The following is a 23,551-nucleotide window of genomic DNA, read 5'->3' on the forward strand; positions in this document are numbered from 1 at the left end:
GCTTTCTGCGCCTGTTTTAGCGCGTGTACGCGTAGGTCGATGCCGCTGCAGAGATCGGCGATGCGACGGTGGAGAAGACGCTGAGGACCTTCTGGACTTCGGTGAAGGGCGCGTTGGAAACGTAGAGCATGTCGCGGCTGCGCATGCGGAAGGCCTGGCTCATGAACAGGCTCTGCGGATCGCGCATGTTGAAGCGGTAGACCACCGGCACGAGCTTGGTGGTCAGCAGCGGCGAGCCGGGCTTCAAGCGCCGCACCAGGGTGTTGGGCTCGAAGCGGAACAGGAACACGCCCTCGGCATCCGCCTGGAGGTCGGACAGGCCGCGCGCCCGGGCGAGGCCCTGCGCCAGGGTGATGCCCTCGGCCGAGAACGGGATCTCGGTGGCGTTGCCGAGCGCGCCCAGCGCCATGAAGGTCTGCGGATCGCGCACCAGGGTGAGCACGTCGCTCGGCCGCATGAAGATGTTTTCGCGCGGGTTCGAGACCACGGCGGTGAGCGGCACCGTCACGGTGGTCTGACCGCGCGAGAGCCGCACGTAGGTCTCGCTGACCTGCCCCCTGACGCCGCCGGCCCCGGCGACTACGTCGAGCAGCCGGTCGCCCTTGCCCGAGAGCGGGATGCGCGCGCCCGAGGTGACCTCACCGGTCACCGTCACCGATTGCGAGATGGGCTTGGACACCGTCACCAGCACCTGCGGCTGGATCGCCTTGCCGGCGAGTTCGCTCTCGATGAGCACCTGCACGTCCTGCGGACGGCGTCCCGCCACCTGGATGCGGCCGGCATAGGGCACCGAGATCGCCCCGTCGCGGCTCACCACCTGCTCGGGGATCAGCGCCGATTTCGAGCCGGCCGAGAACCGGTCGGCCACCAGCGGCCCCGAGAACAACCCGCCCGAGCCCGCTTCCCAGACCTGCACCGCCACCGAGTCACCCACCCCGATCACCGGCTCGGCCGACGGGCTGCGGTCGCCGAAGGTCGCCAGCAGGCTGTCGAGCGGCCGCGAGCGCAGAGCCTCGATCACCGCCGGCGACACGTCCACCAGCTCGTAGCGCGCATAGACCCCGCCCGGCGTCGCCACGTCCGCCCCGTCCACGATCGCGCTCGCCGTCGGACCCGCCGCAGGCAGGTACGAACAGCCCGAGGTCGCGAGCGCGACGCTGAGGGCAAGAGGAATGGAGCGCATACAGGAGGGCCTGTCGTTTTCCTTGAGCCTGCTGCCTATCCCAAACCGCCAAGCCTGTCCGTGGCGAGGCGGTCACAGTGTTCTCCCGACGGCCCTCGTCGGGCCGCCGTCCCCGATTCGCACAAGCCGGACGGAAGATCTGATCCAGTTGCCGCACCGCCGCGCCCGTGCTCAACGGCATCGTCGCCTCCGGATCTTCGTGTCAGTGCCTCTTTTCGAGAGAGCTCGATTTTTATTCGAGGAATGCTCGCAACGTCCATCTTTTGACAGAATGCATGCCGAATGACATGTGATGTTTACTATACTGCCGTAGTGGGGGCGCTGTGTGCAGTCTGATCTTGACGATGGAGGTCCGTCCTGTGGGGCGGACTCGGCGGGAAATTGTCTAGGCTATACGCCGCCAGATTTGCGGTACGATGGCCTGTCGAAACAATCGGCGTCGGTCCGGCGTCGGCACGTCTTCTATTGTCCTGGCTACGATCCGGAATCGCGCACCCGCTATCGCCTGCTCTTCGTGCGGGAACTGCTGCGGCACGCCAAATGTTTCGGTGAGGCCAAGCCTCAGATCAGCCGCGCCAGCCTCTCGGCGGACGGGCTCGTGCAGAGCTGGACCGTAACCGCTTCGGGTGGCGTCGAGACGAGCTACGACGTGCTGCTGTGGGATGACCTCGTCGCGCGGGACACGGCGCGGTCGCGCTTCGTGAGCGTGGCCCTCCTCGTTATCGGCACCCTGCATGCGTTGATCCGAGGCAAGCTGTTCACGTTCTACCGGCTCAACTGGAAGTACGGGAACGTCATCCTCTACCCCTTCGTGCTGCTTCTGCTGCTCGGGGCGGCCACTGCGCTCGTTGCACTCGTCGTTCACGCCCATCTCGGCGACTGGTACGCACACAGTCTGGGCATGCCGCCCTGGGCGACGATTCCCCTCGGCATTCTCGTCGGCCTCGGCTGGATCAGGGCGATGGAGGCGTTCCTCAACCGCGCCTTCTTCTGGCAGATCCTGAACGATTGGGTGTTCAACTGGCAGCATGGCCAGGGCCGGAGGCCGGATTACGAGGCACGGCTCGACGTCTTCGTCGATCACCTCGTCGCACGCCTCGCCGCCTTCGCCGGTGCGGGCGAGGCGCTGGACGAGATCCTGATCGTCGGCCATTCCACCGGCGGCCTTACCGCCGTGGAGGTCGCGGCGCGGCTGCTCGCTCGCGATCCCGAAATTGGCGCGCAGGGGCCGGTCCTGTCGCTCGCGACGCTCGGCTCGGGGCTGCCGCTGGTCGCGGTGCAGCCTCAGGCGGTCCGGGTCCGCGCCGACATCGCGAGCCTCGTCACGAGCCGGCGGGTCGCCTGGATCGACTACGTCGCGCCGCAGGACTGGATGAATTTCCCGCGCTTCAACCCGCTCCACGATCTGGACTTGCCGATCGAGGCCGGCTCGCCAATCGTCAACCCGACGATCCGCTCGGCTCGTTTTCGCGAGATCATCGCCGAGGAGACCTACCGCAAGGTCCGCCTTCGGCCGTTCCGGATGCATTTCCAGTTCCTGATGTCGAACGACCGGCGCGGCGCCTACGATTTCTTCGCGATGACGCTCGGACCCGAGACCCTGCATCAGCGCGGGCTCGCCGACTGGGCCGCCCTCTCGACCGAACCTGCCCCTTCATGCGAGACGATGGCCGCCTGAGGCGGGGTGCTCCCGTCGGCGCGGATGCACGATGTGGTGGCCCCTTTGGTGCTCGTTGTGATGGGCGTATCGGGGTCCGGCAAGAGCACGCTCGCCGCGCTGTTGGCGGCACGTCTCGGCCTGCCCTTCGCCGATGGCGACGGCTTTCACACCCCTGAGACCATAGCCCGGATGCAGGCCGGCCATCCCCTCGACGATGCCGACCGTGAGCCCTGGCTTGCCCGGATCGCCGCCTGGATCAATGCGCGGCTGGCGCAGGGGGAGGGGGGCGTCGTCGCCTGCTCGGCCCTGCGCCGTGTCTATCGCGACGTCCTGGTTCGCGGTCGGCCGGAGGTGCGCATCGTGTATCTGGAGGGCAGCCGCGCCCTCATTGCCGATCGCCTCGCGCGTCGGCGCGGCCATTTCATGCCGGCGGCCCTGCTCGACAGCCAGTTCGCCGATTTGGAACCCCCAGGCCTCGACGAGCGTCCGATCACGGTGGGGATCGAGGACGAGCCCGAACGGATCACTGCGGCGATCCTCGCGCGCCTCCGCCTTACGAAGGATCGCTGACGCGAGAGGAGCCGGCATGGACATCGCCCTCGTGGTCTCGGACGTCGACGGCACGCTCGTCACGACGGACAAGCGGTTGACGCCCGCGAGCGTCGACGCGGTGCGGCGGCTGGAGGCTGCCGGCATCGGCTTCACGATCGCCTCCTCCCGGCCTCCGGTGGGTTTCCGGTCGCTCGTCGCGCCCCTGAACCTGCGCCTGCCGATCGGAGCCTTCAACGGCGGTACGGTCGTTGGTCCGGACCTCGTGCCTCTCTCTCAGGCCTCGATTCCCGAACGCGCCGCGCGGCACGCGGTTGAAAACCTGCTTCGGGCGGAAATCGACGTCTGGGTTTTCGCCGAAGGCGCCTGGAACCTGCGCGATCCTGCCGCCTCCTACACCGACCTCGAGCGCCGGACGCTCGGCATCGAGCCGCGAGTCGTCGCTGACCTTGGTTCCCTGCTCGGAGCGGCACAGAAGATCGTCGGCGTCAGCTCCGATGCCGAGGGGCTCGCGCGTGCCGAATCGAGCCTCTCGGAGGCCTTGGGCGGCGAGGCCAATGTCGGGCGCTCGCAGGCCTATTACCTCGACGTCACGCCGCCGGGCGTGAGCAAGGGCAGCTTCGTCCTGGACCTGAGCCGCCGGCTCGGAATCGCTCCCGAGCGGATCGCGACCATCGGCGATGCCGCCAACGACAGGGCGATGTTCGCGGTGAGCGGTCTGGCGATCGCGATGGGCAACGCGCAGCCTGACGTGCAGGCCGCCGCCACGGCGGTGACGACGAGCAACGACGAGGACGGCTTCGCCCGCGCCATCGAGCGGTTCGTCCTGAGAGACGCGCCGGGGAGGTGAGCGAGTTCCGCGGACTGTGCCCCGGTGAACACAGAAAGTCGACGAACGGCCACGCTGTCCAACTCCGCCGGATCGAGGCCGCTTTCCGGCCTCATTTCGCCACGACCAAGCTCGGGTAACCGTGGCCGTCTCCGCGAGGAGAGAGGCCGAGGCATCGAACTTGGGTCACGCCGGAATGCAAACGCGCCTCGCGCTCGCCGCTCTGATCGCCGTCGCTCCGGTCCCCGTGCTCGCTCAGGGCGCGCATGACAACATCGATGCGCTGATCGAGCAGCAGGCCAAGGCCAATAAGGTGCCCGCCGCCTTCGTCCACCGTGTGGTCAAGCGCGAGAGCAACTACAATCCGCGCGCCAAGGGCGGATCGGCGCTTGGGCTGATGCAGATCAAGCACGCGACGGCGCGCGGCATGGGCTACAAGGGCGATGCGTCGGGCCTCTACGATCCCGAGACCAACCTGAAATACGGCATCGCCTATCTCGCCAGCGCCTACCGCCTCGCCAGGGGCGATCTCGACCAAGCCTACCGCTACTACAACAAGGGCTTCTACTACGCCGCCAAGAAGCTCGGCATCGAGACCGCGGTCACCGTCCCGGATGACATGCCGGCCGCCGCGCCGGTTCAGACCGCCAGCTCCTCCAACGACTTCTCGAAGCTGTTCGGCTTGTCCTCCGGTGCGACGGCGGCGCCGACCCGGATCGCCTCCGCCGATCCGCAGGCGGGCATCGCCGGGACGACGGCGCTCGCCTACGCCGCTCCGTCCGGAACGGCTGGCTCCGTCGAGGTGCCGCTGCCTCCTCGCCGTCCGGCCGCCTTCGGCGGCGAGGCACAGTCCGCCCCTGCCGAAGCCCTCGCGCAGGTTTCGCTGGCTCCGGCTGCCCCGAATTCTCCCGCACCGAGCGCGTCCGGTTCGGCCGCGCCGCAGCAGGTGGCCTCCGCCGATCTCGTCGAGGTGCCGCTGCCCCCGCGCCGGCCGACCGCCGTCATGCTCGCCGCCGTCGCACGGCCGGCAGCCCCCGCTCGCAAGGCCAATCCGGCTGCCGAGGTTCTGGAAGCGACGGCGCTCCCCGCCGCGCAATAACGCGCGCGGGCCCGCCAGCTACGCGTCACGGTTCTGCGAAGCCTCGCATTGGGAATGCCCCCGTTGCGAAATGCATGGGACCGTCGCTTGCGGAACGATTGCGTTCCTGCGCTCGAAGCGGCACATCTGCCGATCTGCTATTGCAACGCAGCATAGGCGTGATCATGTCGAGGACGTGGTCTGCGATTTGCTGCGTGCCTCGCGTGAAGCGGAAGTCGCGCCTGTATCTCGGCGCATGGGGGAGGCTGATGACGCCATGAGCGGCGTGGAACTCGAAACCGCTTTTCTGAGCGAGCTGGGCCGGCGCGTGCGCGAGGCGCGCACCATGCGCGGCCTGTCGCGCAAGTTGCTGTCGCAGACCTCCGGCCTCTCGGAGCGCTACATCGCCCAGCTCGAGAGCGGGCAGGGCAACGTCTCGATCATTCTCCTGCGACGGGTCGCGAACGCCATGGGCGTGCGCCTCGACGACATGATCGCCGGCGAGGAATCCACTTCGGAGTGGCGGCTGATCCGCGACCTGCTGCGCGACGCGTCGCCCGAACAGGTCGCGCTCGCCAAATCCGTGCTGTCCGGCACGTCGCCGCAGCAATCCGGTGAGAACGGCGGCATCCGCGTCGCGCTGGTGGGCCTTCGCGGCGCCGGTAAGTCGACGCTGGGGCGGCTCGTCGCCGAGCGCCTGGGCTGGACCTTCATCGAGCTGAATGCCGAGATCGAGCGCGAGAACGCGCTGTCCGTGCGTGAGATCTACGCGATCTACGGCCAGGAGGGCTATCGCCGGCTGGAGCAGCGGGCGCTCCGGCGGCTGACGGGGCACCCCGGTCCAATGATCCTGGCGACCAGTGGCAGCATCGTCGCCGAACCGCTGACCTACGACCTCCTGCTCCAGTCCTTCCTGACCATCTGGCTGCAGGCCCGGCCCGAGGAGCACATGCAGCGCGTGCGCGACCAGGGCCACCTCGAGACCAAGGGCGATCACGCGGCGGCCCTCGACGAGCTGCGAGCCGTCTTGATCAGCCGCGAGCCGCATTACGCCCGCTCCGCCGCGACGGTCGACACGTCCGACGTGCCGGTCGCCACGATGCTCGACAGGCTCACGAGCGAGATTGAGGCCCGCATCCCGGCCGCCCGCGAGGCGCCCTCCAAGGACCGGCGCAGCGCCTGAGAATCGCAAGGCCTCGGTGCGTGCGACGCACCGGGGCCTTGACGCAGCGCACCCTCGCGATCACTTCGGAAGCATCCGGTTCCCCGGTTGCGCGATCGGGCCACGGTTTTCTGCCGGGATCGTCACCGGCATTGGCAGATCGTTACCGGGGACGGGGCCAGGATAGGACCGGCCGCGATCCGTCCCCATCCGTTCCGAGGAGGAAGCATGTCCGCCAGCCTTGCGCCGAACCTCAACCGGGGATCGAACGCCGTCGCGGGCGTCGTCGATCCGTGGTGGACGCGCGTGCGGGACGAGGCGGAGGCCGTCGTGCGGGACGAGCCGCAGCTCGCTTCGTTCTTCGTCGCGACGATCCTCAACCATCCGAGCCTCGAAGCCGCCGTCGCCCATCGCGTGGCCGCGCGCCTCGGCCATGCTTCGCTTCCGGCCGAACTCGTCGCCCACGGTTTTCGCGAGGCTTTCGAGGCCGATCCGGAGCTCGGTGGTAGCATCCGCGCCGACATCGCCGCGGTGATGGACCGCGATCCGGCGACCACGCGGGCGCTGGAGCCGGTGCTCTACTTCAAGGGCTTCCACGCCATCCAGGCCCATCGCCTCGCGCATTGGTACTGGAACCAGGGCCGACGCGACCTCGCGCTCTACCTGCAGAGCCGATCTTCCGAAGTCTTCCAGACCGACATCCATCCGGCGGCCCGCATCGGGCGCGGGGTGTTCTTCGACCATGCCACGGGCATCGTCATCGGCTCGACGGCGGTGATCGAGGACGATGTCTCGATCCTGCACGCGGTGACGCTCGGCGGCACTGGCAAGCAGGGCGGTGACCGCCATCCCAAGATCCGCCGCGGCGTGATGATCGGGGCTGGCGCCAAGATCCTGGGCAACATCGAGGTCGGAGCCTGCGCCCGCGTGGCCGCGGGCTCCGTGGTGCTGCGGCCGGTCCCGCCCCATACAACCGTCGTCGGCGTGCCCGCCCGCGTCGTCGGCACCGCCGGCTGCGCCGAGCCGGCACGCTCCATGGACCAGCTCTTGGCGATGACCGACTATATCGACATCGCCGGCGGCATCTGACGCCGGTCTTGCGATCCGGCGCGGGGGCCTCTAGCTCTCCGCCCAATCCCGCCCTCGCCATCGGGTCCGTCCGACCGCCTTCCCCGGCGGCCGTGACGGTCGGCCGGTGCGGAGGTGAGGCGCATTCCAACCCGAAAGGCCAGTTCCTTGAACAAGACCGAAGCCGCCACGCTCCAGGGCTACCTGCGCCGCAAGTTCGCCAACGCGAACATCAAGGTCGTCGCCATGAAGACCGGCGATACCGCGGAGGTCTTCATCGGTGAGGAGTCGATCGGCGTGATCGCCGACGACAAGGAAGACGGCGACGATTCCTACACCTTCCGGATGGCGATCCTCGACATCGACCTCGAAGAAGACGCCTGACTGAGGGGCCTTCGTCCACAGCCCTTCCGGCCGGCATTTACCGTCCGGGAGGGTAATGCTTAACAGATCGTAAATCGTTGGTCAGAGTGCCTGTCTCTTCTTGTTGGAGATGGTGCGTCATGACCGTCAGCCCCGCTGCCGCCGAATCCCTACAGACCCTCATCGTAGGCCTCGCGCTGGCCGGGCTACTGGCGAGCGCATTCGAGCTGTTCACCGATCGCAAGGCGAGCTTCAAGCTGCTGGAAGCGGGCGGCGTCTCGGCGTTGGCGGCGGTGCCGATGCTGGCCTTCACGGCGCCGTTCATCATCCTGCGCAACACCCTGCGCGGACGCCGCCTGGAGCACCGGCCGATCCCCTTCGTGATGATCGCGACCATGGTCGCCTGCGGCTGGAGCCTGCTCTCGGGCCGCGTCGCCGTCGATCTCGCCAGCCTCATGGTCGGCGGCTGAGACGGGTCGGGCAGGATCAGCGGTTCGCCGTCGTGGCCGGCGACGTGCCATTGTTGAGCGAGACCCAGGCCTGTCCGTCCTGGCCCTCGCGCTTGACGAAGCTGTAGCCGGTGCGCTGCCAGGGCAACACGGCGTTGGTCTTGTTGTCGAGGATCAGGTCGCCGCGGTCGGTGCGCACCATCAGCACCGCATGCCCCTCGCCGATCTCGTCGATCACCACCGTCATGCGCAGGACCCGGCGGGGCAGGTGACGCTGCACCAGCATGCGGCGCTTGAGCAGCTGGATGTCCTCGCAATCGCCGAAGCCGTCATCTGGATAGTCCCAGCGGTCGACGACGCCCCAATGGGCCATGTCGGTCACCGGCTTGATGCGCTGGTTCACGCGGCGGTTGATGCTGGAGAGCAGGCGCCAGACCGAGGGGGTCAGGGCGATCTGCGTCGGTTCCGACAGGTCCACGGTGCACTCGCTCGGCATGCGGGCGCAGAAATCGTTCCAGGCGGCGACGGGCCGGGCCGGCTGGCCGTACTCGACGGGCGTGCCGATCTCGGGAAGGCGGACAGAGGGACGGGCTTGCGAGGCGGCCCCGCCGAGCAGCAGCGTCGCGCCGACGATCGAGAGGTGGGCCATCTGGCGCAGGTGGCGGCGCGCCGAGACGCGGACGACCGCAGACCCGCCGTCCCAAACCGCGTACCGCATGACCTCGAAGCCTTGCCGCAATGACCCAACGGCGAAGCTCGCATGGGCGAGGCCCAGGCTCAACAGCAAAGTTAAGCGTAAGTAAATCGATCGCGGGATTTCGCGTCCCGGATCGAGACGTCGCCAGCCCGGCTTGCAGCCGGGCCACACGAGTCCTCAGCGGTTGGCGGTGACCATCGGGGAGGTGGCGCCCCCGAGGGACACCCAGGCCACCGCATCCTGACTCTCGCGCTTGATGTAGGTGTAGCCGGTCTCGTACCAGGCCATGACGGTGCTGGTCTTGTTGTCGAGGGCGAAGTCGCCGCGATCGGTGATCAGGGTGAGCACCGCATGGCCCTCGCCCTTCTCGTCGATGACCACGGTCATCCGCATTGCCCGGCGCGGCAGGCCGGCCTCGGCGAGCAGGCGCCGCTTGAGCAACTGGTAGTCCTCGCAATCGCCCACGCCGTCCTCGGCGAGATCCCAACGGTCCGGCACGCCCCAATGCTCCTGGTCGGTCCGCGCCTGGATGCGGTCGTTCACGCGGCGGTTGACGGAGGTGACGAGGGACCAGACCGACGGGGTCAGGGTGATGCGGGTGGGCTCGTTCGTGTCGACGGCGCATTCGGCCGCGTAGGACTTGCAGAACTCGGTCCAGGCCAGGATCGGACGGGCGGTGCCGACGGGCGTGGCGCCTGCGGAGGCCCGGGGCAGGGCGCCGCCGGCCTGCTCGCGGGCCGTTGCCTGCGTGGCGCCGACGAGGAGCGTGAGGCCCAGAGCGAGCCCCGTGATCCCTGCCTTGATTCCAGCGCTGCGCATCGCGGCCATCCCTTTGAACGAGGGCCATCGTGCAGCCGCATCTGCTCCGGGGCGCTGAAGCGAATACGCGCAATTTTACGCAATTCCCGACGGCCCGTGCCGACCACGAGGCAGGCCGAATCGTCGAATGAGGAATTGCGCCAATTCGTCGGGGTTTCGTTAGGCTGGGGGTAACCCTGTCTTCCCTGCGCGCATGAAAAAACGGCGGCAGGAGCGCTGCCGCCGTCGTTCGTGCCGTCCTGGGCGGTCTTCTAGAGGCGGATGCCTTCGTGGAAGCGGTCGGCGGAGATTGGCAGCATGAACTGAGCGCCGATGCCACCCTCGAAGTAGCGCACCACGCGGCTCGGCGTGCTGCCGACCATCAGGCTGGTGCCGAGCGGCGGGGTCGTCTCGGTGGCGATCGCCACGCCCGACATCGAGATGTCGATCACCCGTGCGGTCAGTTCGCGTCCGCTCTCGAGACGCAGGGTCACCACGGGGTTGTTCGGCGTCAGGCGCTCGTGCGTACGGCCCTCGGGCAGGCCGAGATGCTCGCGGTTGGCGAGCCAGGTGAGCTGCGAGGCGATCTTGTCGCGCTTGCGCGGGGAGGCGGTGAACTGGGCCGCGAGGGTGCCGGACCCCGGATGGCGCGCGATGACGCCTTCGACCCGGCCGATCTGCTCGAGATAGAACACCACGCGCTCGCCGATCTGGCCGAGCACCGCGCAGGTCACCTTGATGCCACCCGGCGACATGTCGACGGTCTGGCAGGGATACTCACGGCGGTCTGACAGCATGTAGCGCCCGAGCAGGGCGACCCGCACGCGCTGGTGACGACGCAGCTCGGGGCCACGGGCAGGACGAGCCTCGACGGACTCGGCTCTCGCGGCGGCCTCGCTCATGTCCTCATGTCGTCCGGGAATCGTGGAATCGGGACTCCAGCTTTAGTGACCGAGGGTTACGAAAGCCTTGTTACGCCTCCTGACATGCACGCAAAACACGGGTCAACGCGTCAACTCGCAACTTTAGGTAGAAGCAGGGACGTCATCTAAATCAGAGGCGGCCGCCCTCGTGCACCAACAGGTGACCCCGCCGGACGGGGAGGGGGTCGTTGGCCGGCATCGGCATGTCGGGCGGCAGCCGCGATGCATCCGGGACCGTTGCCGGTCCGAGAACGCGCAGGGAGTTCACCTCCAGGCTCAGCACCGGGTGCAGGCCGAGCCAGGCCGGCACGCAATGCGGACTGAGCGCACCGAGCACCCGCGCCTGGGTCCGCCCGCGATGGCGCAGCGGCAGCAGCAGCAGTTCGAGTTCGATGATCTCGTCCTTGGCCGTCAGCCCCTTGAGTCCGGCGACGACGCCAACGGTGTCCATCGTCACCGTCTCGACGAGGCGCCAGGCCCCCTCGGCGGGATCACCGTTCGTCCCGTCCCACAGCTCCGAGAAGGCCGCTCCGCGCAGCTCGCGCCCGAACAGGGCGCAGAGGCGGGTGCCGGCGAGCCGGAAGACCGCCTGGCGCCGCTGCGGCTCGATCTCCAGGATCAGGCTGTCGGCCAAGAGGTTGCGGATTTCGCCGGGCTCGATCTCGCTGCGCTCCGGCGCGGCGCGCTCTCCGCGCAGGCGGTCCCAATAGGCATGGAGCAAGCGGCTCGTCGGGTGCTTCATGTGTGTTCCGGATCGGTACGGCTGGGCTCGGCCTGTCTCGGGATCGTTGATCACCGGGTCGGGCCGACCCGAGACGGCGGCGTTGGTCGAGCCCGGCGCATACCCTATGCCGGTCCAAGCCGACGGGCTCGTTTAAGCTTTCGTTAAGGTTAAGAGATGGTTGCGATTGCGTCCGAGACCGCGCTCGGCGAGGATGAATGCGTCGGATCGAGACCCGCCGCTCCCCAGCGGCACCCCGTCCCTTAGCGGTCGCGATCCACAGCTTGCGATGTGAAACTTGAGGACTCGGACCTTCTCGATACGAGGCCCTGGCGCGCTCCGGCGCGCCGCCCCGCGGACGAGGTATGATCTCCTTTTTTGAGGGGAGGGCGGTAACGCTCTCCCCTTTTTTCTTTTGCGCCATACGCCTCGTCGACACGCTGACCCGCCGGCCACTTGCGGCGAGCCGGCAAGCCCCGACATGGTGGCGGCATGGATGCCTCCCCCGATCTTCCGCCCCGGCAGCGCGTGCCCGTCTTCAACCTGCCGGGCATCGTAACCGCCTCGATCGCGGTGCTCGTCGTCATCCACGCGCTGCGGCAGTTGCTGCCGGACGTATGGGACGTCCAGGCGCTGATCGACCTGTCCTTCATCCCGGCGCGCTGGACGGTGGCCTTCGATCCCGCCAAGGCGCAGGCCATCGTGCAGGCGGCGGGCGAGGGCGTGGGCGACCCGGCCACCGCCGCGGCCCGGCAGGATTTCGCGCGGGCGCTGGTCGCGGAAGCCGCGCCGATGCCCTGGACCTTCGCCAGCTACGGGCTTCTGCACGGTTCGTGGACGCATGTGATCTTCAACGTGGTCTGGCTCGCCGCCTTCGGCTCCCCTGTGGCGCGCCGCTACGGGCCGTGGCGTTACGGCGTGCTGGCCCTGGCCGGCATCGTGGCGGGCGCCGTGCTTCACCTTCTGATCGATCCCTTGAGCGCGATGCCGCTCGTCGGAGCCTCGGCCGGCATCGCGGCGCTGATGGCTGCGGCTGCCCGGTTCGTATTCCAGCGGCCACCGGCCTATCGCCCGGCCATGGCCTGGCAGATCGCGCCTCCGCCGCGGCTGGAGACGATCCCCGAGCTCATGCGCAACCGGAGCGCGGTGCTGTTCCTGGTGATCTGGCTCGCCACCAACCTGCTGTTCGGCCTGATCTCGCTGCCGCTCGGCGCCGGTGACGGCCCGATCGCCTGGGACGCCCATCTCGGCGGGTTCCTCGTCGGATTCTTCCTGCTGCCGCTGCTGGAGCCGCGCCGCCAGCCGGAACAGGGATGACGCGGGCGCGACGATCGCGCCTCGTCCGAAGCATGCGGTGACATCTCCACCGACGTCCCGGTCTTTTCGGCAATCGGGAAACCTTGCCCGGTCGAGCACGCTTGCCATGTCGAGGCGAGCGCCACAGTATTGAGTCGAGAGCCGCGACCAACCCGGCCCGGAAAACCTTCACAGCGCCGCGGGCTGACGGCGCGTCCTGGGAGGACAGCAAACGATGACCGTTGCACGTATTCTTGCCGAGAAGGGCACCACCGTCGCGACGGTGGCCCCGAACCGTACGATGGACGAGGCGATCCACCTGCTCGCCGAGAAGCGCATCGGTGCGGTGGTCGTCAGCGACGATCAGGGGAAGGTGATCGGCATCCTGTCCGAGCGCGACGTGATGCGGGCCCTCGCCGAGGCGGGCGCTGCCGCCTTCGACGCCCCGGTCTCCCGCTACATGACCGCGAAGGTCACGACCTGCACCCGCTCCACCACCATCGAGGAAGTGATGCAGGTGATGACCGAGGGCCGTTTCCGCCATCTGCCGGTGGTGGAGGACGGGCAGCTCACCGGCGTCGTCTCCATCGGTGACGTGGTGAAGCGGCGCATCGCGGCCGTCGAAGCCGAACACCAGGCGATGCGCGACTACATCACGATGGCCTGAACGGGCCAGGCGGCCGCACCGGATCAGACCCGCGCGGCCGCTCCCTCGACCATCCGGCGGATCTCCGGCAGCGCTGCCCGTGCCGCCTCTCGGCCGAGCGCGATGCCTTCGGCCGCGCGGTGGAACTCGAACAGTCCCATGGCGGCGAGCCGGGGGGAGACCATCACGTCCGGCGGGTCCGAGGCGAGGCGTGCCCGCGAGATACGGTCCTGCGTAATATTGAACGCGTCGAACATGACGCGGGCCGCACCGGGCGCGCCCGTCTTGTCGACGGCCTTCGCGATGGCGCCGTCGCGCGCGGGGCGACGCCCGACGATGCGCAGTCCGGCGCCGCGCAGCAGCGCCCAGCGGCTGCGCGCCTCGACCGCCTGCTCGATCTGCCCTTCGAGATCCTCCTCCCCGGCCGGCGGAGCCTCGTGCCAGACCAGGGAGCCGCGGACCCGGGGGTCGCAGGCGAGGTTGACGCAGATCACGACGTCGGCGCCGAGTTCGCGGGCAAGCCGCACCGGGACCGGATTGACCAGCGTGCCGTCCATCAGCAGGCGGGTGTCGAGCGAGACCGGAGGGAACAGGCCGGGGATGGCGTAGGAGGCGCGGATCGACTCGACCAGCGGTCCATTGGTCAGCCAGACCTCGTGGCCGGTCCCGAGCTCGGTAGCGACGCAGGCGAAGGCGACCGGCAGCGCCTCGATCCGCTGGCCGCCGAGTTCCTCGACGAGTCGGCGGGCGAGGCGCTCGCCGCCGATCAGCCCGGACCCGGTCAACTTCAGATCGGCGAGCCCCATGACGCCGCGTTTGGTCAGAGAGGTGGCGAACCCCTTTAGCTTATCGAGCTTGCCCGCCGCATAGGCACCCCCGACCACCGCGCCGATCGAGCAGCCGGCGACGACCTCGGGGGAGATGCCGGCATCCTGCAGCGCCTCGATGACGCCGATATGCGCCCAGCCGCGCGCCGATCCCCCGCCCAGAGCCAGGCCGATCCGCGGCGCGCGCCGAAGCGGCGCTTCGACGGGCTCGACGGCCCCTTCGGGAAAACTCTCGAGCTGACGGGCGGCGCGCGGACTCACCGTTCGGACGAGACGAGGCGAGCCCCGGTCCCTGAACCGAGCGCGACGCTGCGGTAGAAGCAGGAGCGGCGTCCGGTATGACAGCAGCTGCCATCGCCGCCGACCTCGACCCGGATCAGCACGGCGTCCTGGTCGCAATCGACCCGCATCTCGACGACGCGCTGGATCTGTCCGGAGGTGGCGCCCTTGTGCCAGAGTTCGCGGCGCGAGCGGGACCAGTACCAGGCCTCGCCGGTCTCGATGGTGCGCGCCAGCGATTCAGCGTTCATGTGGGCGAGCATGAGGACGGCGCCGTCATGCGCATCCACCGCGATGCAGGCGACGAGTCCGTCCGCGCCGAAGCGCGGCATCAGAACGTCGCCTTCCTCGATCTCGGCCCGCGTTCCCGGCGCCTCGAAGTCCTTGGTCATGTGCGTGTCGGCGCGAAGAGCTTCGGCACTAGGGCTTGTTGCGCACGAGCGTCAGGAAGCGGACCTGCTCCGACGCATCGTCCTTGTAGACGCCGCGGAACTGGGTGGTGATCGTCGATACGCCGGCCTTCTGTACGCCGCGCATGGCCATGCAGAGATGCTCGGCTTCGATCATCACGGCGCAACCGCGGGGCTTGAGGATCGACTCGATGGTGTCGGCGATCTGCGCCGTCATGGTCTCCTGCGTCTGCAGGCGCTTGGCGAAGACGTCGACCACGCGGGCGAGCTTCGACAGGCCGACGACGCCCTTCGACGGGTAATAGGCGACGTGCGCCAGACCCATGAACGGCACCATGTGGTGCTCGCAATGCGAGTAGAACGGGATGTCGCGCACCAGCACGACGTCGGAATAGCCCTCGACCTCCTCGAAGACCCGCTCGAGCAGCACGTCCGCGTCGACCTTGTAGCCGGAGAAGAGCTGTTCGTAGGCCTTGGCGACCCGCGCCGGCGTGTCGATCAGGCCCTCGCGGGTCGGGTCGTCGCCGGCCCAGCGCAGCAGAGTGCGCACGGCGGCCTCGGCTTCCTGGCGGCTCGGGCGGCCAAGCGCGATCTCGTTCGGGACGCGTTGCGCCGAATCCGGGATCGGCGCGATGTCGGCCTGGGCGTCGTTGTCGTTACGCATCAAGGCTGCCGCATCCTGGCGCCGGTTCTCTTCGCTCATGCCGTAGGACAGGGATTTGAGCGCGGCATCCATGGCATCTCCCGCCCGCGCGACACGGGTCTTCATCGTAGTGCTGTCGGGCTTCGCGTACATCGTCGGGTCCCGCCGGCATCCCTCGATCCAGATGCCGGTGCCCCTCTTGATCCGGCGACGCCGGCCGGGGCACGACCTGAAACGACGGGCCGTCCTCGCGGAACGGCGGCTCCGAGCCTATATCGGCGTTATGGGGCGTTCGCGCAATGCACATCACGCGGATCGGGTTTCCGGCAGAGTTCTATGCTCGACGACATCTACAATCGCCGTATTCTCGAACTCGCCGCCGACATTCCGCGGCTCGGCCGGCTCGACGCGCCCGATGCGAGCGCGAGCGCCCATTCGAAGCTCTGCGGCTCGACGGTGACGGTGGATCTCCTGACCGACGAGGCCGGTGCCGTCGTCACCGACTTCGCGCACGAGGTGAAAGCCTGCGCGCTGGGCCAGGCCTCGTCCTCGCTGATGGCGCGGCATGTGGTGGGCGCTAGCGCGGACGAGCTGCGGCAGATCCGCGAGCGGATGCGCGCCATGCTCAAGGAGAACGGACCGCCGCCGGATGGCAAATGGGCCGACCTCGCCGTGCTGGAGCCGGTGCGGGACTTCCGCGCGCGCCACGCCTCGACGCTGCTCACCTTCGACGCGGTCGTGAACGCCCTCGACCAGATCGCGGCCCGCAAGGCTCCCCAGGCCGCCGAGTAGGGTGGCGCGGGGGTGTCGATGATCCTGCGCCGAGCCGCCCATTACGCGATCCGCGCCTACCAGCTCACGCTCTCGAGCCTGATCGGCCGCCAGTGCCGGCACTGGCCCTCCTGCTCCGAATACGCGGACACGGCGATCGCTCGGCACGGGATCTGGGCCGGCGGCTGGATGGGGTTTTCGAGGATCTGCCGTTGTGGACCGTTCGGGACGAATGGCATCGATCTCGTGCCTGACAACCTCGCCGAGCGGGCGCGCTGGTGGCTTCCCTGGCGCTACGGCCGCTGGCGGGGTGTTCAGGGGCCGCCGCCTTCTCCGTTTCGCTGCGACGCCGTCGACGAGCGGGCGCGGGGCGGCTCTTCGACCTGACGAGAGTGGCAGGAGGTCGGAACCAAGACGCCGAAGGAAGCGGGCGTTCTCGTCTCGCAGATCTTTTCCGCAGGCAGCGTCTCGGCGGTCCGGCAGGCCGCCAAAGCGCCAAGGAAGAGCGAGCCGACGAGCAGCTGGAGCGATACGATGCTCCTTCCCCGTTCCGGCCGGGTGAAGGTCATGCAGTGCTGTCCTTCCGTCCGAAGGCGAACAGCTCGGCATCGGTGTCCCGGCCGCCCGCGATCGTCGTTGCGACGAGCTCCGACGCGATTTGGGAGAAGGTGATGCCGTTTCCGCCGTAGCCCTGCACGGCAAAGACGCGCGGCCTGCCCGGCAGCGGCCCGATCGACGGCAGGCCCGTCGTCGTGCTCCCGAAGCTTCCGGCCCAGGCGAAGTCCGGCTTCGTGTCAAGCTGCGGAAAGAGCTGTTTCAGCTTCTTGGCAAGCCGCTCCGTCTTGGCCGGGATCAGGGCGTCGCGCCGATCCTCGTCTTGGAACTCCTCGTCTTCACCGCCACAGATGACCCGCCCGTCATGGGTGGCGCGCATGTAGAGATACGGGTCCGAGGCCTCCCAGATGAAGGCCGCGCCAGGCCACAGCGACGCCTTTTGCGGTTTCGTCGCAATCACGTAGGTCGAGATGATCGAGTGGGTGTCGGAGGGGGCGACGTCCATTAGCTCATAGCCCGTGGCCAGCACCACGTGTCCGGCCGTGATCGTTCGCCCCTGCCGGGTCTCGGCGACCACATCGCTCGCGTGATGGACCAGGCGCGTGACTTCGACGGGTGCGTAGAAGCGGGCCTTGCGACGGGCGGCTACGCGCAGGAATCCGGCGGTCAGCTTGAGCGGGTCGAGCGCCAGATTATTGTCGCTGAGGATCGCGCCGGCCCGATCGATGCCGAAGTCTTCTTTCAGCGCCAACGCGGTCAGATAGGTGGCGCGCAGGCCGGCTGCGGCGCGTGCTTGAGCTTCTTCTCTTAGCATGCCGGCACCGAGGACGTTCCCCGCGATGAAGAGCGAGGAGCGCGTCTCCGGTCGGCAGGCGATCCCGAGCTGCTCGATCCGCCCGCGCAGATTGGTCACGGCCAATCGCGATCGGCGCCAAGCCTGCTCGGCCTTCGCCTGCCCGATCTTGCCGCTCAGACTGGTGATGGGTTCGTCGATCTCGAACTGGACGAGCGCCGTGGTGCTGCGGGTCGAGCCGCACATCGGGCCGCGACGATCGACGCCGATGACGGACAGGCCCTGCGCCGTCAGTGCCTCGGCAACCATCGCACCGCTGATCCCGAGGCCGACCACGAGGACGTCGCAGGCGACGTCTCTGGTCAGCGGGGCGGCTTGAACATGAGGCGCGCGGTAGGCCGACCAGACCGGCGTTCCGGTGTCGAGATCCAGTTTCCGGCCCATGTCCTACCGCTCGAGGGAGATTGCTCGCTTCTCGCACGATCGGATGGCCGGCGTCCCGCCCGAGGGCCGCCGTTGCGGCGTCGCCCCCAAGGCGTTTTCCTCGGCGACCAAATCGGTCTAAACCGCGCCGCCGCGCTTCGACGCGAGCCTCCCGCCCCCGCTTACCTGCCTCGTTTGCAGGAGTGAGCAAGGAAACGAAGAAAAATGCCCATCCTGACATTTCCCGATGGCAATACGCGCGCCTTTGACGCTGCCGTGACCGGCCGTGCCGTGGTCGAAGGCATCGCCAAGTCGCTGGCCAAGCGCACCGTCGCCATGGCGCTGGACGGCACGGTCCACGATCTCGACGACACGATCGAACGGGATGCCGCCATCGAGTTCCTGGGCCGCGACGACCCGCGCGCGCTGGAGCTGATCCGCCACGATTGTGCGCACGTGCTGGCCGAGGCCGTGCAGGCGCTCTGGCCGGGCACGCAGGTCACCATCGGGCCGGTGATCGAGAACGGCTTCTATTACGACTTCGCCAAGAACGAGCCGTTTACGCCCGAGGACTTCCCGAAGATCGAAGCCAAGATGCGCGAGATCATCGGGCGCGACGCGCCGTTCACGCGGGAGGTCTGGAAGCGCGACGACGTGCGCGCCCTCTTCGCGGAGAAGGGCGAGGCCTACAAGGTCGAGCTGGTGGATGCGATCCCTCCGGGTGAGGACCTCAAGATCTATCGCCAGGGCGAGTGGTTCGACCTTTGTCGCGGCCCGCACATGACCTCGACGGGCAAGGTCGGCACCGCTTTCAAGCTGATGAAGGTTGCTGGCGCCTATTGGCGGGGTGATTCCAACAACCCGATGCTGACGCGCATCTACGGTACCGCCTGGGCCACCAAGGAGGATCTCGACGCCTATCTCCACCGCCTGGAAGAGGCCGAGCGCCGCGACCATCGCCGCCTGGGCCGCGAGATGGACCTCTTCCACTTCCAGGAGGAGGGGCCCGGCGTCGTGTTCTGGCACGCCAAGGGCTGGACGATCTTCCAGGAGCTGATCGCCTATATGCGCCGACGCCTGAAGGGCGACTATGCCGAGGTCAACGCCCCGCAGATCCTCGACAAGGCGCTATGGGAGACGAGCGGACACTGGGACTGGTACCGCGAGAACATGTTCGCGGCCCAATCCGCCGGCGACGAGGCCGAGGACAAGCGCTGGTTCGCCCTCAAGCCGATGAACTGCCCGGGCCACGTGCAGATCTTCAAGCACGGCCTGAAATCGTATCGCGACCTGCCGCTGCGCATGGCCGAGTTCGGCGTCGTGCACCGCTACGAGCCGTCCGGCGCCATGCACGGGCTGATGCGTGTGCGCGGCTTCACGCAGGACGACGCGCACGTGTTCTGCACAGAGGACCAACTCGCGGCGGAGTGCCTCAAGATCAACGACCTGATCCTCAGCACTTACGCCGATTTCGGCTTCGACCGGATCGTGGTGAAGCTCTCGACGCGTCCGGAAAAGCGCGTCGGCTCCGACGCGCTCTGGGATCACGCCGAGGAAGTCATGACCCGCGTCCTCGCGCAGATCGAGGAGCAATCGGGCGGCCGTATCACCACGGCGGTCAATCCGGGGGAGGGCGCTTTCTATGGGCCGAAATTCGAATACGTGCTGCGCGACGCCATCGGCCGCGACTGGCAATGCGGCACCACGCAGGTCGACTTCAACCTGCCGGAGCGGTTCGGTGCCTTCTACATCGATGGCGAGAGCAACAAGATCCCGCCGGTGATGGTCCACCGCGCCATCTGCGGTTCGATGGAGCGCTTTACGGGGATTCTGATCGAGCATTTCGCTGGTCATTTCCCGCTCTGGCTTTCGCCCGTGCAGGTGGTGGTGGCGACGATCACCAGCGAGGCCGACGACTACGCCCGCGACGTCATCCGAGCGCTGACGCGCGCCGGGCTGCGCGTCGAAGCCGACCTGCGCAACGAGAAGATCAACTACAAGGTCCGCGAGCACTCGCTCGCGAAGGTGCCGGTCCTGCTCGCCCTCGGCCGGCGCGAGGCCGAGGAGCGCACCGTCTCGATCCGCCGCCTCGGCAGCCAGCACACCAAGACCCTGCCGCTCGCGGACGCCATCGCGGCCTTCGTCGAAGAGGCGACCTCGCCCGACATCCGCCGGGCGGAAGCTGTGGCCGATGCAGTCCCGAGCGAGAACGCGACGCTCGACGGGCGGCACGTGGAAGTGGCTGCCCCGTAGCCTTCGGGATGGAGGGTGCTACCCCTCCATCGCCTCCGCCAGCACGTCGAAGACCCGCTTATCCGCACATTGGGCGACGTTGAAGCGCAGGTGGTCGGCTGCGTTCTGGCCGAGGCTGAAGACGTTGCCGGGCGCCAGCACGACACCGCGCCGGAGGGCGCGGCGGGAGATCTCCGCCGCATCGAGGCCGTCGGGCAGGCATGCCCAGAGGAACATGCCGGCCAAGGGCACGTAGGGGACGCCGAGGCCGGCCGTGGCGAGACGCTTCAGGGTGGTGCCGCGCATGTCGGCGAGGCGGTTGCGCATCGTCTCGAGGTGATGCCGGTAGCCGCCATCGGTGAGCAGCCGGTGGACCAGGACCGCGTTGAGGTGACCGCTGCCGACGCTGACCGCGAGCTTGAGGTCGACGAGGCGCTCGATCCAATCCGAGCGGATCGCGATGACGCCGATGCGGGCGGCGGCCGAGAGCGTCTTCGAGAAGCCGCCGATATGGACGACGCGGTCGAGGCCGTCGAAGCCGGCCAGGCGCGGGCCCGGTTCGACCTCGAAATCGGCGTAGATGTCGTCCTCGACGATCACGGTGTCGTGGGCCTCGGCGAGCCGCAGCACCCGGTGCACGACGGCCGGTGTCAGCGAGGCCCCCGTCGGGTTGTGAAGGCCGGAATTTGTTAGGTAGAACCGGGGCTTATGCTCCTTGAGGGCCTGCTCGAACGCCGCGAGATCCGGGCCGCCCACGCCGAAGGGCACGCCCACCACCTTGAAGCGATAGGCCCGCAAAAGGGCGTGGAAGTTGAAGTAGCAGGGGTCGTCGACCAGCACCGTGTCGCCCGGCTCGGCGAGGAACCGGCAGATCAGGTCGAGTGCCGCGGTGGCCGAGTCCGTCAGGACGATCTGCTCGGGATGGGCGAGGATGCCGCGCTCCGTCAGGCGTCGGGCGAGCTGCTGGCGCAACGGCGTATAGCCGAGCGGCGTGTCGTAGCGGGTCAGATTGACCTCACGATCCCGGGCGACTTGGCGCAAAGCCCGGCGAATACTCTCCTCCGGCATCCAGGCCTCCGGCATCCAGCCGCAACCGGGCACCAGCATCTCGGCAGTCGCCTCCAGTGATTGACGCGCGATCCAGAGGGGATCGACCTCGCGGTCGAGACGTGGGCCGATCGAGGCGAGGCTGAGCGGCTGCGCCTTGGCGGCAACGTAGAATCCCGATCCGGGCCGCGACACGATCGAGCCCTGGGCCAGGAGCCGGTCATAGGCCTCCACCACCGTCGATTTCGAGACCTGCATGGTATCGGCGAAGGCGCGCACGGAGGGCAGCCGTGTGCCCGCGGTCATGGCCCGCCCCTCGATGCGCCGCTCGATGGCCGTCATCACCGTCTCGACGCGGCTCAGGCCGGGCTCGTGGCCGGCCTCGATAATGCCCTCCGTCATGGCCTCTGTCCTCGCTCTAGCCGCGCGACTGTACCAATCATTGTCCCGTACAGTTCAGTCGAATCGTACTGTAACCGTCCCTGTCGGGGAAGCGCCGAAACCGGCATGGTCCCGTCACCAAGACAACCAAGGGGAATTACCATGTCACAGACCCGGACCGTTTCATCTCGCCGCTCGCCGCTCGTCCGTTACGCAGCCGATGCCCTGATCCTCGCTGCGGGATTGGCCCTGGCGCTGCCGCTGATCCTGCCCTTCTCGTAAGATGCAGGCGCAAGGGGTCGGCGCGCCGACGGCGCAGCCTGCGGCAGCCCCGATCCCGTCCGCGCCGAGCGGACTGCTCGACGGGCTCGTCGGCATCCTGATCTTCAGCATCTCGTTGCCGGCGACCCGCCTCGCGCTCGCCGGCTTCGACCCGTTGTTTCTCACCGCGGCCCGGGCGGCGATCGCCGGCATCGCGGCGGGCGGGCTCCTGCTCGCCTTGCGTCAGAAGCGGCCGGAGCGCGGCGATCTCGCATCCCTAGCGATCGTGGCGTCCGGCGTGGTGATCGGCTTCCCGTTGCTCACGGCCCTGGCGCTTCGGCATGTCGGTGCCGCGCATGCGGCGGTGTTCGTCGGATTGCTTCCGCTCGCCACGGCGCTGTTCGGTGCGGTGAGGGCAGGGGAGCGACCCTCGCGCGCCTTCTGGATCCTGTCGGTGCTCGGCAGCGCCGTCACCATCGCGTATGCCGCGCGTGCCGCCAACGGCCTCTCCGCGATGGGCGACGGGCTGATGCTCGCCGCGGTCCTGATCTGCGGGCTCGGCTATGCCGAGGGCGGCCGCCTCGCACGGCGGCTCGGCGGCTGGCAGGTGATCGCCTGGGCGGATCTGCTCGCGCTGCCCGTGAGCCTGCCGCTCGTGCTGCTCTGGATACCGGCGGCCCCGCTGGCGGCGCCGTCCTCGGCTTGGGCCGGCCTCGCCTACGTCTCGTTGTTCAGCATGCTGATCGGCTTCGTGTTCTGGTACCGGGCGCTCGCCCGCGGCGGCATCGCCAAGGTCGGCCAGTTGCAGCTGCTGCAGCCGTTCCTCGGCTTCGGCTTCGCGGCCCTGCTTCTCGGCGAGCCGATCGAGCCGGCGATGCTGGCAGCTGCCGCCGCGGTCGTCGCCTGCGTGGCGGGCGCGCGCCGCCTGGCCTGACGGGCATCAATCCGCCGCGCAGTTGGTCCGGTAGAGCTCGATGGTGCGCTGCATCGCCTGATACTGCGCCATGCTCGACGGATGGCGCAGCTCCGGCGCATCGGGGAGGATGCCGCCGAAGGCCGCCTTCGTGTCCGCGACGAAGGAGCGTGGCCCCGTATGCGTGCCCATCCGATTGGTGGCGTCGACCTCACCGCACGCCGCGCCGGCCCGTCCATGCCTCAGCCGCGAGTAGAGGGCGGAGGAGGGGGCCTTCATTCCTTGGCCGACTAAGGCGATCGTGGCTTTCGACTCGTCCAGACCAAGCACCGAATCCGATCCATCCGTCACGGTCTGCGCATAGGCATGGTCCCATGACAGCAGACATGCAGCGATGATTGCCATTGTGGTAAACCGGGCCACGCGCAATCTTTCTTCATTTGCTGTTTCGGCAGTGATCGACCGTTCTGCTTTTCGCTCGACAGATGGCGGGAGGGCCACACTGCTACAAAAATTTACCGCAATCCCAGGAAGGAGTGTCTCGGACAGTTGATCGAGGCCGGACACATCCGCGATGGTCTCGGCGCTTTACCG

The 23,551-nt window shown here is 68.3% G+C and carries 25 protein-coding genes; 14 read left to right on the top strand and 11 right to left on the bottom strand.

What is annotated here, in order from left to right:
* Window positions 1-16 precede the first annotated feature (16 nt).
* A complete protein-coding gene (locus GGR33_RS12100) occupies window positions 17-1,183 on the bottom strand; it encodes a polysaccharide biosynthesis/export family protein (protein ID WP_183505420.1) in 1,167 nt (388 codons plus the stop codon).
* 406 nt (window positions 1,184-1,589) lie between these two features.
* On the opposite strand from GGR33_RS12100, the gene GGR33_RS12105 reads away from it, so the two are divergent.
* The 8 genes from GGR33_RS12105 to GGR33_RS12140 all read left to right on the top strand — a co-directional run bounded on the left by GGR33_RS12105 (window position 1,590) and on the right by GGR33_RS12140 (window position 8,362).
* Window positions 1,590-2,861, top strand: coding sequence for a lipase family protein (locus tag GGR33_RS12105; RefSeq protein WP_183505422.1), 1,272 nt, complete (start codon window positions 1,590-1,592; stop codon window positions 2,859-2,861).
* Window positions 2,862-2,885: 24 nt separating this feature from the next.
* The gene (locus GGR33_RS12110) at window positions 2,886-3,413 is read left to right on the top strand and encodes a gluconokinase (protein WP_183506024.1); all 528 of its coding nucleotides are present in this window, start codon (window positions 2,886-2,888) and stop codon (window positions 3,411-3,413) included.
* A 16-nt stretch (window positions 3,414-3,429) separates the two neighbouring features.
* The gene (locus GGR33_RS12115) at window positions 3,430-4,242 is read left to right on the top strand and encodes a Cof-type HAD-IIB family hydrolase (RefSeq protein ID WP_183505424.1); all 813 of its coding nucleotides are present in this window, start codon (window positions 3,430-3,432) and stop codon (window positions 4,240-4,242) included.
* A gap of 175 nt (window positions 4,243-4,417) precedes the next feature.
* Window positions 4,418-5,320, top strand: coding sequence for a lytic transglycosylase domain-containing protein (locus tag GGR33_RS12120; protein WP_183505426.1), 903 nt, complete (start codon window positions 4,418-4,420; stop codon window positions 5,318-5,320).
* Between the two features lie 235 nt (window positions 5,321-5,555).
* Window positions 5,556-6,482 carry a helix-turn-helix transcriptional regulator gene (locus GGR33_RS12125; RefSeq protein WP_281381156.1) on the top strand — a complete coding sequence of 309 codons (927 nt, stop codon included), beginning with the start codon at window positions 5,556-5,558 and terminating at the stop codon, window positions 6,480-6,482.
* A 207-nt stretch (window positions 6,483-6,689) separates the two neighbouring features.
* On the top strand, window positions 6,690-7,550 hold the full coding sequence (gene cysE, locus GGR33_RS12130; protein WP_183505430.1) for a serine O-acetyltransferase: 861 nt from the start codon (window positions 6,690-6,692) through the stop codon (window positions 7,548-7,550).
* Between the two features lie 147 nt (window positions 7,551-7,697).
* Window positions 7,698-7,913: a DUF3126 family protein gene (locus tag GGR33_RS12135; protein ID WP_183505431.1), complete on the top strand. Its 216-nt coding sequence runs from the start codon at window positions 7,698-7,700 to the stop codon at window positions 7,911-7,913.
* 119 nt (window positions 7,914-8,032) lie between these two features.
* Complete coding sequence (locus tag GGR33_RS12140; RefSeq protein WP_183505433.1) at window positions 8,033-8,362, top strand: DUF6949 family protein; 330 nt, start codon at window positions 8,033-8,035, stop codon at window positions 8,360-8,362.
* Window positions 8,363-8,378: 16 nt separating this feature from the next.
* Here GGR33_RS12140 and GGR33_RS12145 read toward each other — a convergent pair whose 3' ends face one another.
* The 4 genes from GGR33_RS12145 to GGR33_RS12160 form a co-directional block, all read right to left on the bottom strand.
* Window positions 8,379-9,059, bottom strand: coding sequence for a transglutaminase-like cysteine peptidase (locus GGR33_RS12145; RefSeq protein ID WP_183505435.1), 681 nt, complete (start codon window positions 9,057-9,059; stop codon window positions 8,379-8,381).
* Window positions 9,060-9,215: 156 nt separating this feature from the next.
* Window positions 9,216-9,857, bottom strand: coding sequence for a transglutaminase-like cysteine peptidase (locus GGR33_RS12150; RefSeq protein WP_183505437.1), 642 nt, complete (start codon window positions 9,855-9,857; stop codon window positions 9,216-9,218).
* Between the two features lie 251 nt (window positions 9,858-10,108).
* Window positions 10,109-10,738 (bottom strand): PilZ domain-containing protein, encoded by a 630-nt coding sequence (locus GGR33_RS12155; protein WP_183505439.1) that lies wholly within the window; start codon window positions 10,736-10,738, stop codon window positions 10,109-10,111.
* A gap of 151 nt (window positions 10,739-10,889) precedes the next feature.
* Window positions 10,890-11,501, bottom strand: a complete 612-nt coding sequence (locus GGR33_RS12160; RefSeq protein WP_183505441.1) for a PAS domain-containing protein — start codon at window positions 11,499-11,501, stop codon at window positions 10,890-10,892.
* A gap of 471 nt (window positions 11,502-11,972) precedes the next feature.
* On the opposite strand from GGR33_RS12160, the gene GGR33_RS12165 reads away from it, so the two are divergent.
* Window positions 11,973-12,797 (top strand): rhomboid family intramembrane serine protease, encoded by an 825-nt coding sequence (locus GGR33_RS12165; protein WP_183505443.1) that lies wholly within the window; start codon window positions 11,973-11,975, stop codon window positions 12,795-12,797.
* 214 nt (window positions 12,798-13,011) lie between these two features.
* Window positions 13,012-13,443, top strand: a complete 432-nt coding sequence (locus tag GGR33_RS12170; protein ID WP_183505445.1) for a CBS domain-containing protein — start codon at window positions 13,012-13,014, stop codon at window positions 13,441-13,443.
* Window positions 13,444-13,466: 23 nt separating this feature from the next.
* On the opposite strand, the gene GGR33_RS12175 is transcribed toward GGR33_RS12170, so the two are convergent.
* The 3 genes from GGR33_RS12175 to folE are packed head-to-tail and all read right to left on the bottom strand — an operon-like array spanning window position 13,467 to window position 15,674.
* Complete coding sequence (locus tag GGR33_RS12175) at window positions 13,467-14,510, bottom strand: patatin-like phospholipase family protein (RefSeq protein ID WP_183505447.1); 1,044 nt, start codon at window positions 14,508-14,510, stop codon at window positions 13,467-13,469.
* Entirely contained in the window at window positions 14,507-14,920 is a 414-nt protein-coding gene (gene hisI / locus GGR33_RS12180) for a phosphoribosyl-AMP cyclohydrolase (RefSeq protein WP_183505449.1), read from the bottom strand. Before hisI ends, GGR33_RS12175 begins: the two co-directional genes overlap by 4 nt.
* A 28-nt stretch (window positions 14,921-14,948) precedes the next feature.
* Window positions 14,949-15,674, bottom strand: a complete 726-nt coding sequence (folE, locus tag GGR33_RS12185; RefSeq protein ID WP_484502664.1) for a GTP cyclohydrolase I FolE — start codon at window positions 15,672-15,674, stop codon at window positions 14,949-14,951.
* Window positions 15,675-15,917: 243 nt separating this feature from the next.
* Here folE and GGR33_RS12190 point away from each other — a divergent pair, with 243 nt between their 5' ends.
* Both GGR33_RS12190 and yidD read left to right on the top strand, forming a co-directional pair.
* Complete coding sequence (locus tag GGR33_RS12190) at window positions 15,918-16,373, top strand: iron-sulfur cluster assembly scaffold protein (protein ID WP_183505453.1); 456 nt, start codon at window positions 15,918-15,920, stop codon at window positions 16,371-16,373.
* A gap of 21 nt (window positions 16,374-16,394) precedes the next feature.
* The gene (yidD, locus tag GGR33_RS12195; RefSeq protein WP_183506026.1) at window positions 16,395-16,739 is read left to right on the top strand and encodes a membrane protein insertion efficiency factor YidD; all 345 of its coding nucleotides are present in this window, start codon (window positions 16,395-16,397) and stop codon (window positions 16,737-16,739) included.
* 178 nt (window positions 16,740-16,917) lie between these two features.
* On the opposite strand, the gene GGR33_RS12200 is transcribed toward yidD, so the two are convergent.
* Window positions 16,918-18,144: an NAD(P)/FAD-dependent oxidoreductase gene (locus GGR33_RS12200; protein WP_183505455.1), complete on the bottom strand. Its 1,227-nt coding sequence runs from the start codon at window positions 18,142-18,144 to the stop codon at window positions 16,918-16,920.
* Window positions 18,145-18,348: 204 nt separating this feature from the next.
* Here GGR33_RS12200 and thrS point away from each other — a divergent pair, with 204 nt between their 5' ends.
* Window positions 18,349-20,376, top strand: coding sequence for a threonine--tRNA ligase (thrS, locus tag GGR33_RS12205; protein ID WP_183505456.1), 2,028 nt, complete (start codon window positions 18,349-18,351; stop codon window positions 20,374-20,376).
* Window positions 20,377-20,394: 18 nt separating this feature from the next.
* Here the strand turns inward: thrS and GGR33_RS12210 are convergent, their stop codons facing one another.
* Window positions 20,395-21,804, bottom strand: coding sequence for an aminotransferase-like domain-containing protein (locus GGR33_RS12210; protein WP_183505458.1), 1,410 nt, complete (start codon window positions 21,802-21,804; stop codon window positions 20,395-20,397).
* A gap of 313 nt (window positions 21,805-22,117) precedes the next feature.
* Between GGR33_RS12210 and GGR33_RS12215 the strand changes: the two genes are divergently transcribed.
* Entirely contained in the window at window positions 22,118-22,978 is an 861-nt protein-coding gene (locus tag GGR33_RS12215; RefSeq protein ID WP_284211998.1) for a DMT family transporter, read from the top strand.
* A 6-nt stretch (window positions 22,979-22,984) separates the two neighbouring features.
* On the opposite strand, the gene GGR33_RS12220 is transcribed toward GGR33_RS12215, so the two are convergent.
* On the bottom strand, window positions 22,985-23,362 hold the full coding sequence (locus GGR33_RS12220) for a hypothetical protein (protein WP_183505462.1): 378 nt from the start codon (window positions 23,360-23,362) through the stop codon (window positions 22,985-22,987).
* Window positions 23,363-23,551 lie beyond the last annotated feature (189 nt).

The sequence above is a fragment of the Methylobacterium brachythecii genome (assembly GCF_014196345.1).
Taxonomy (GTDB): Bacteria; Pseudomonadota; Alphaproteobacteria; order Rhizobiales; family Beijerinckiaceae; genus Methylobacterium; species Methylobacterium brachythecii.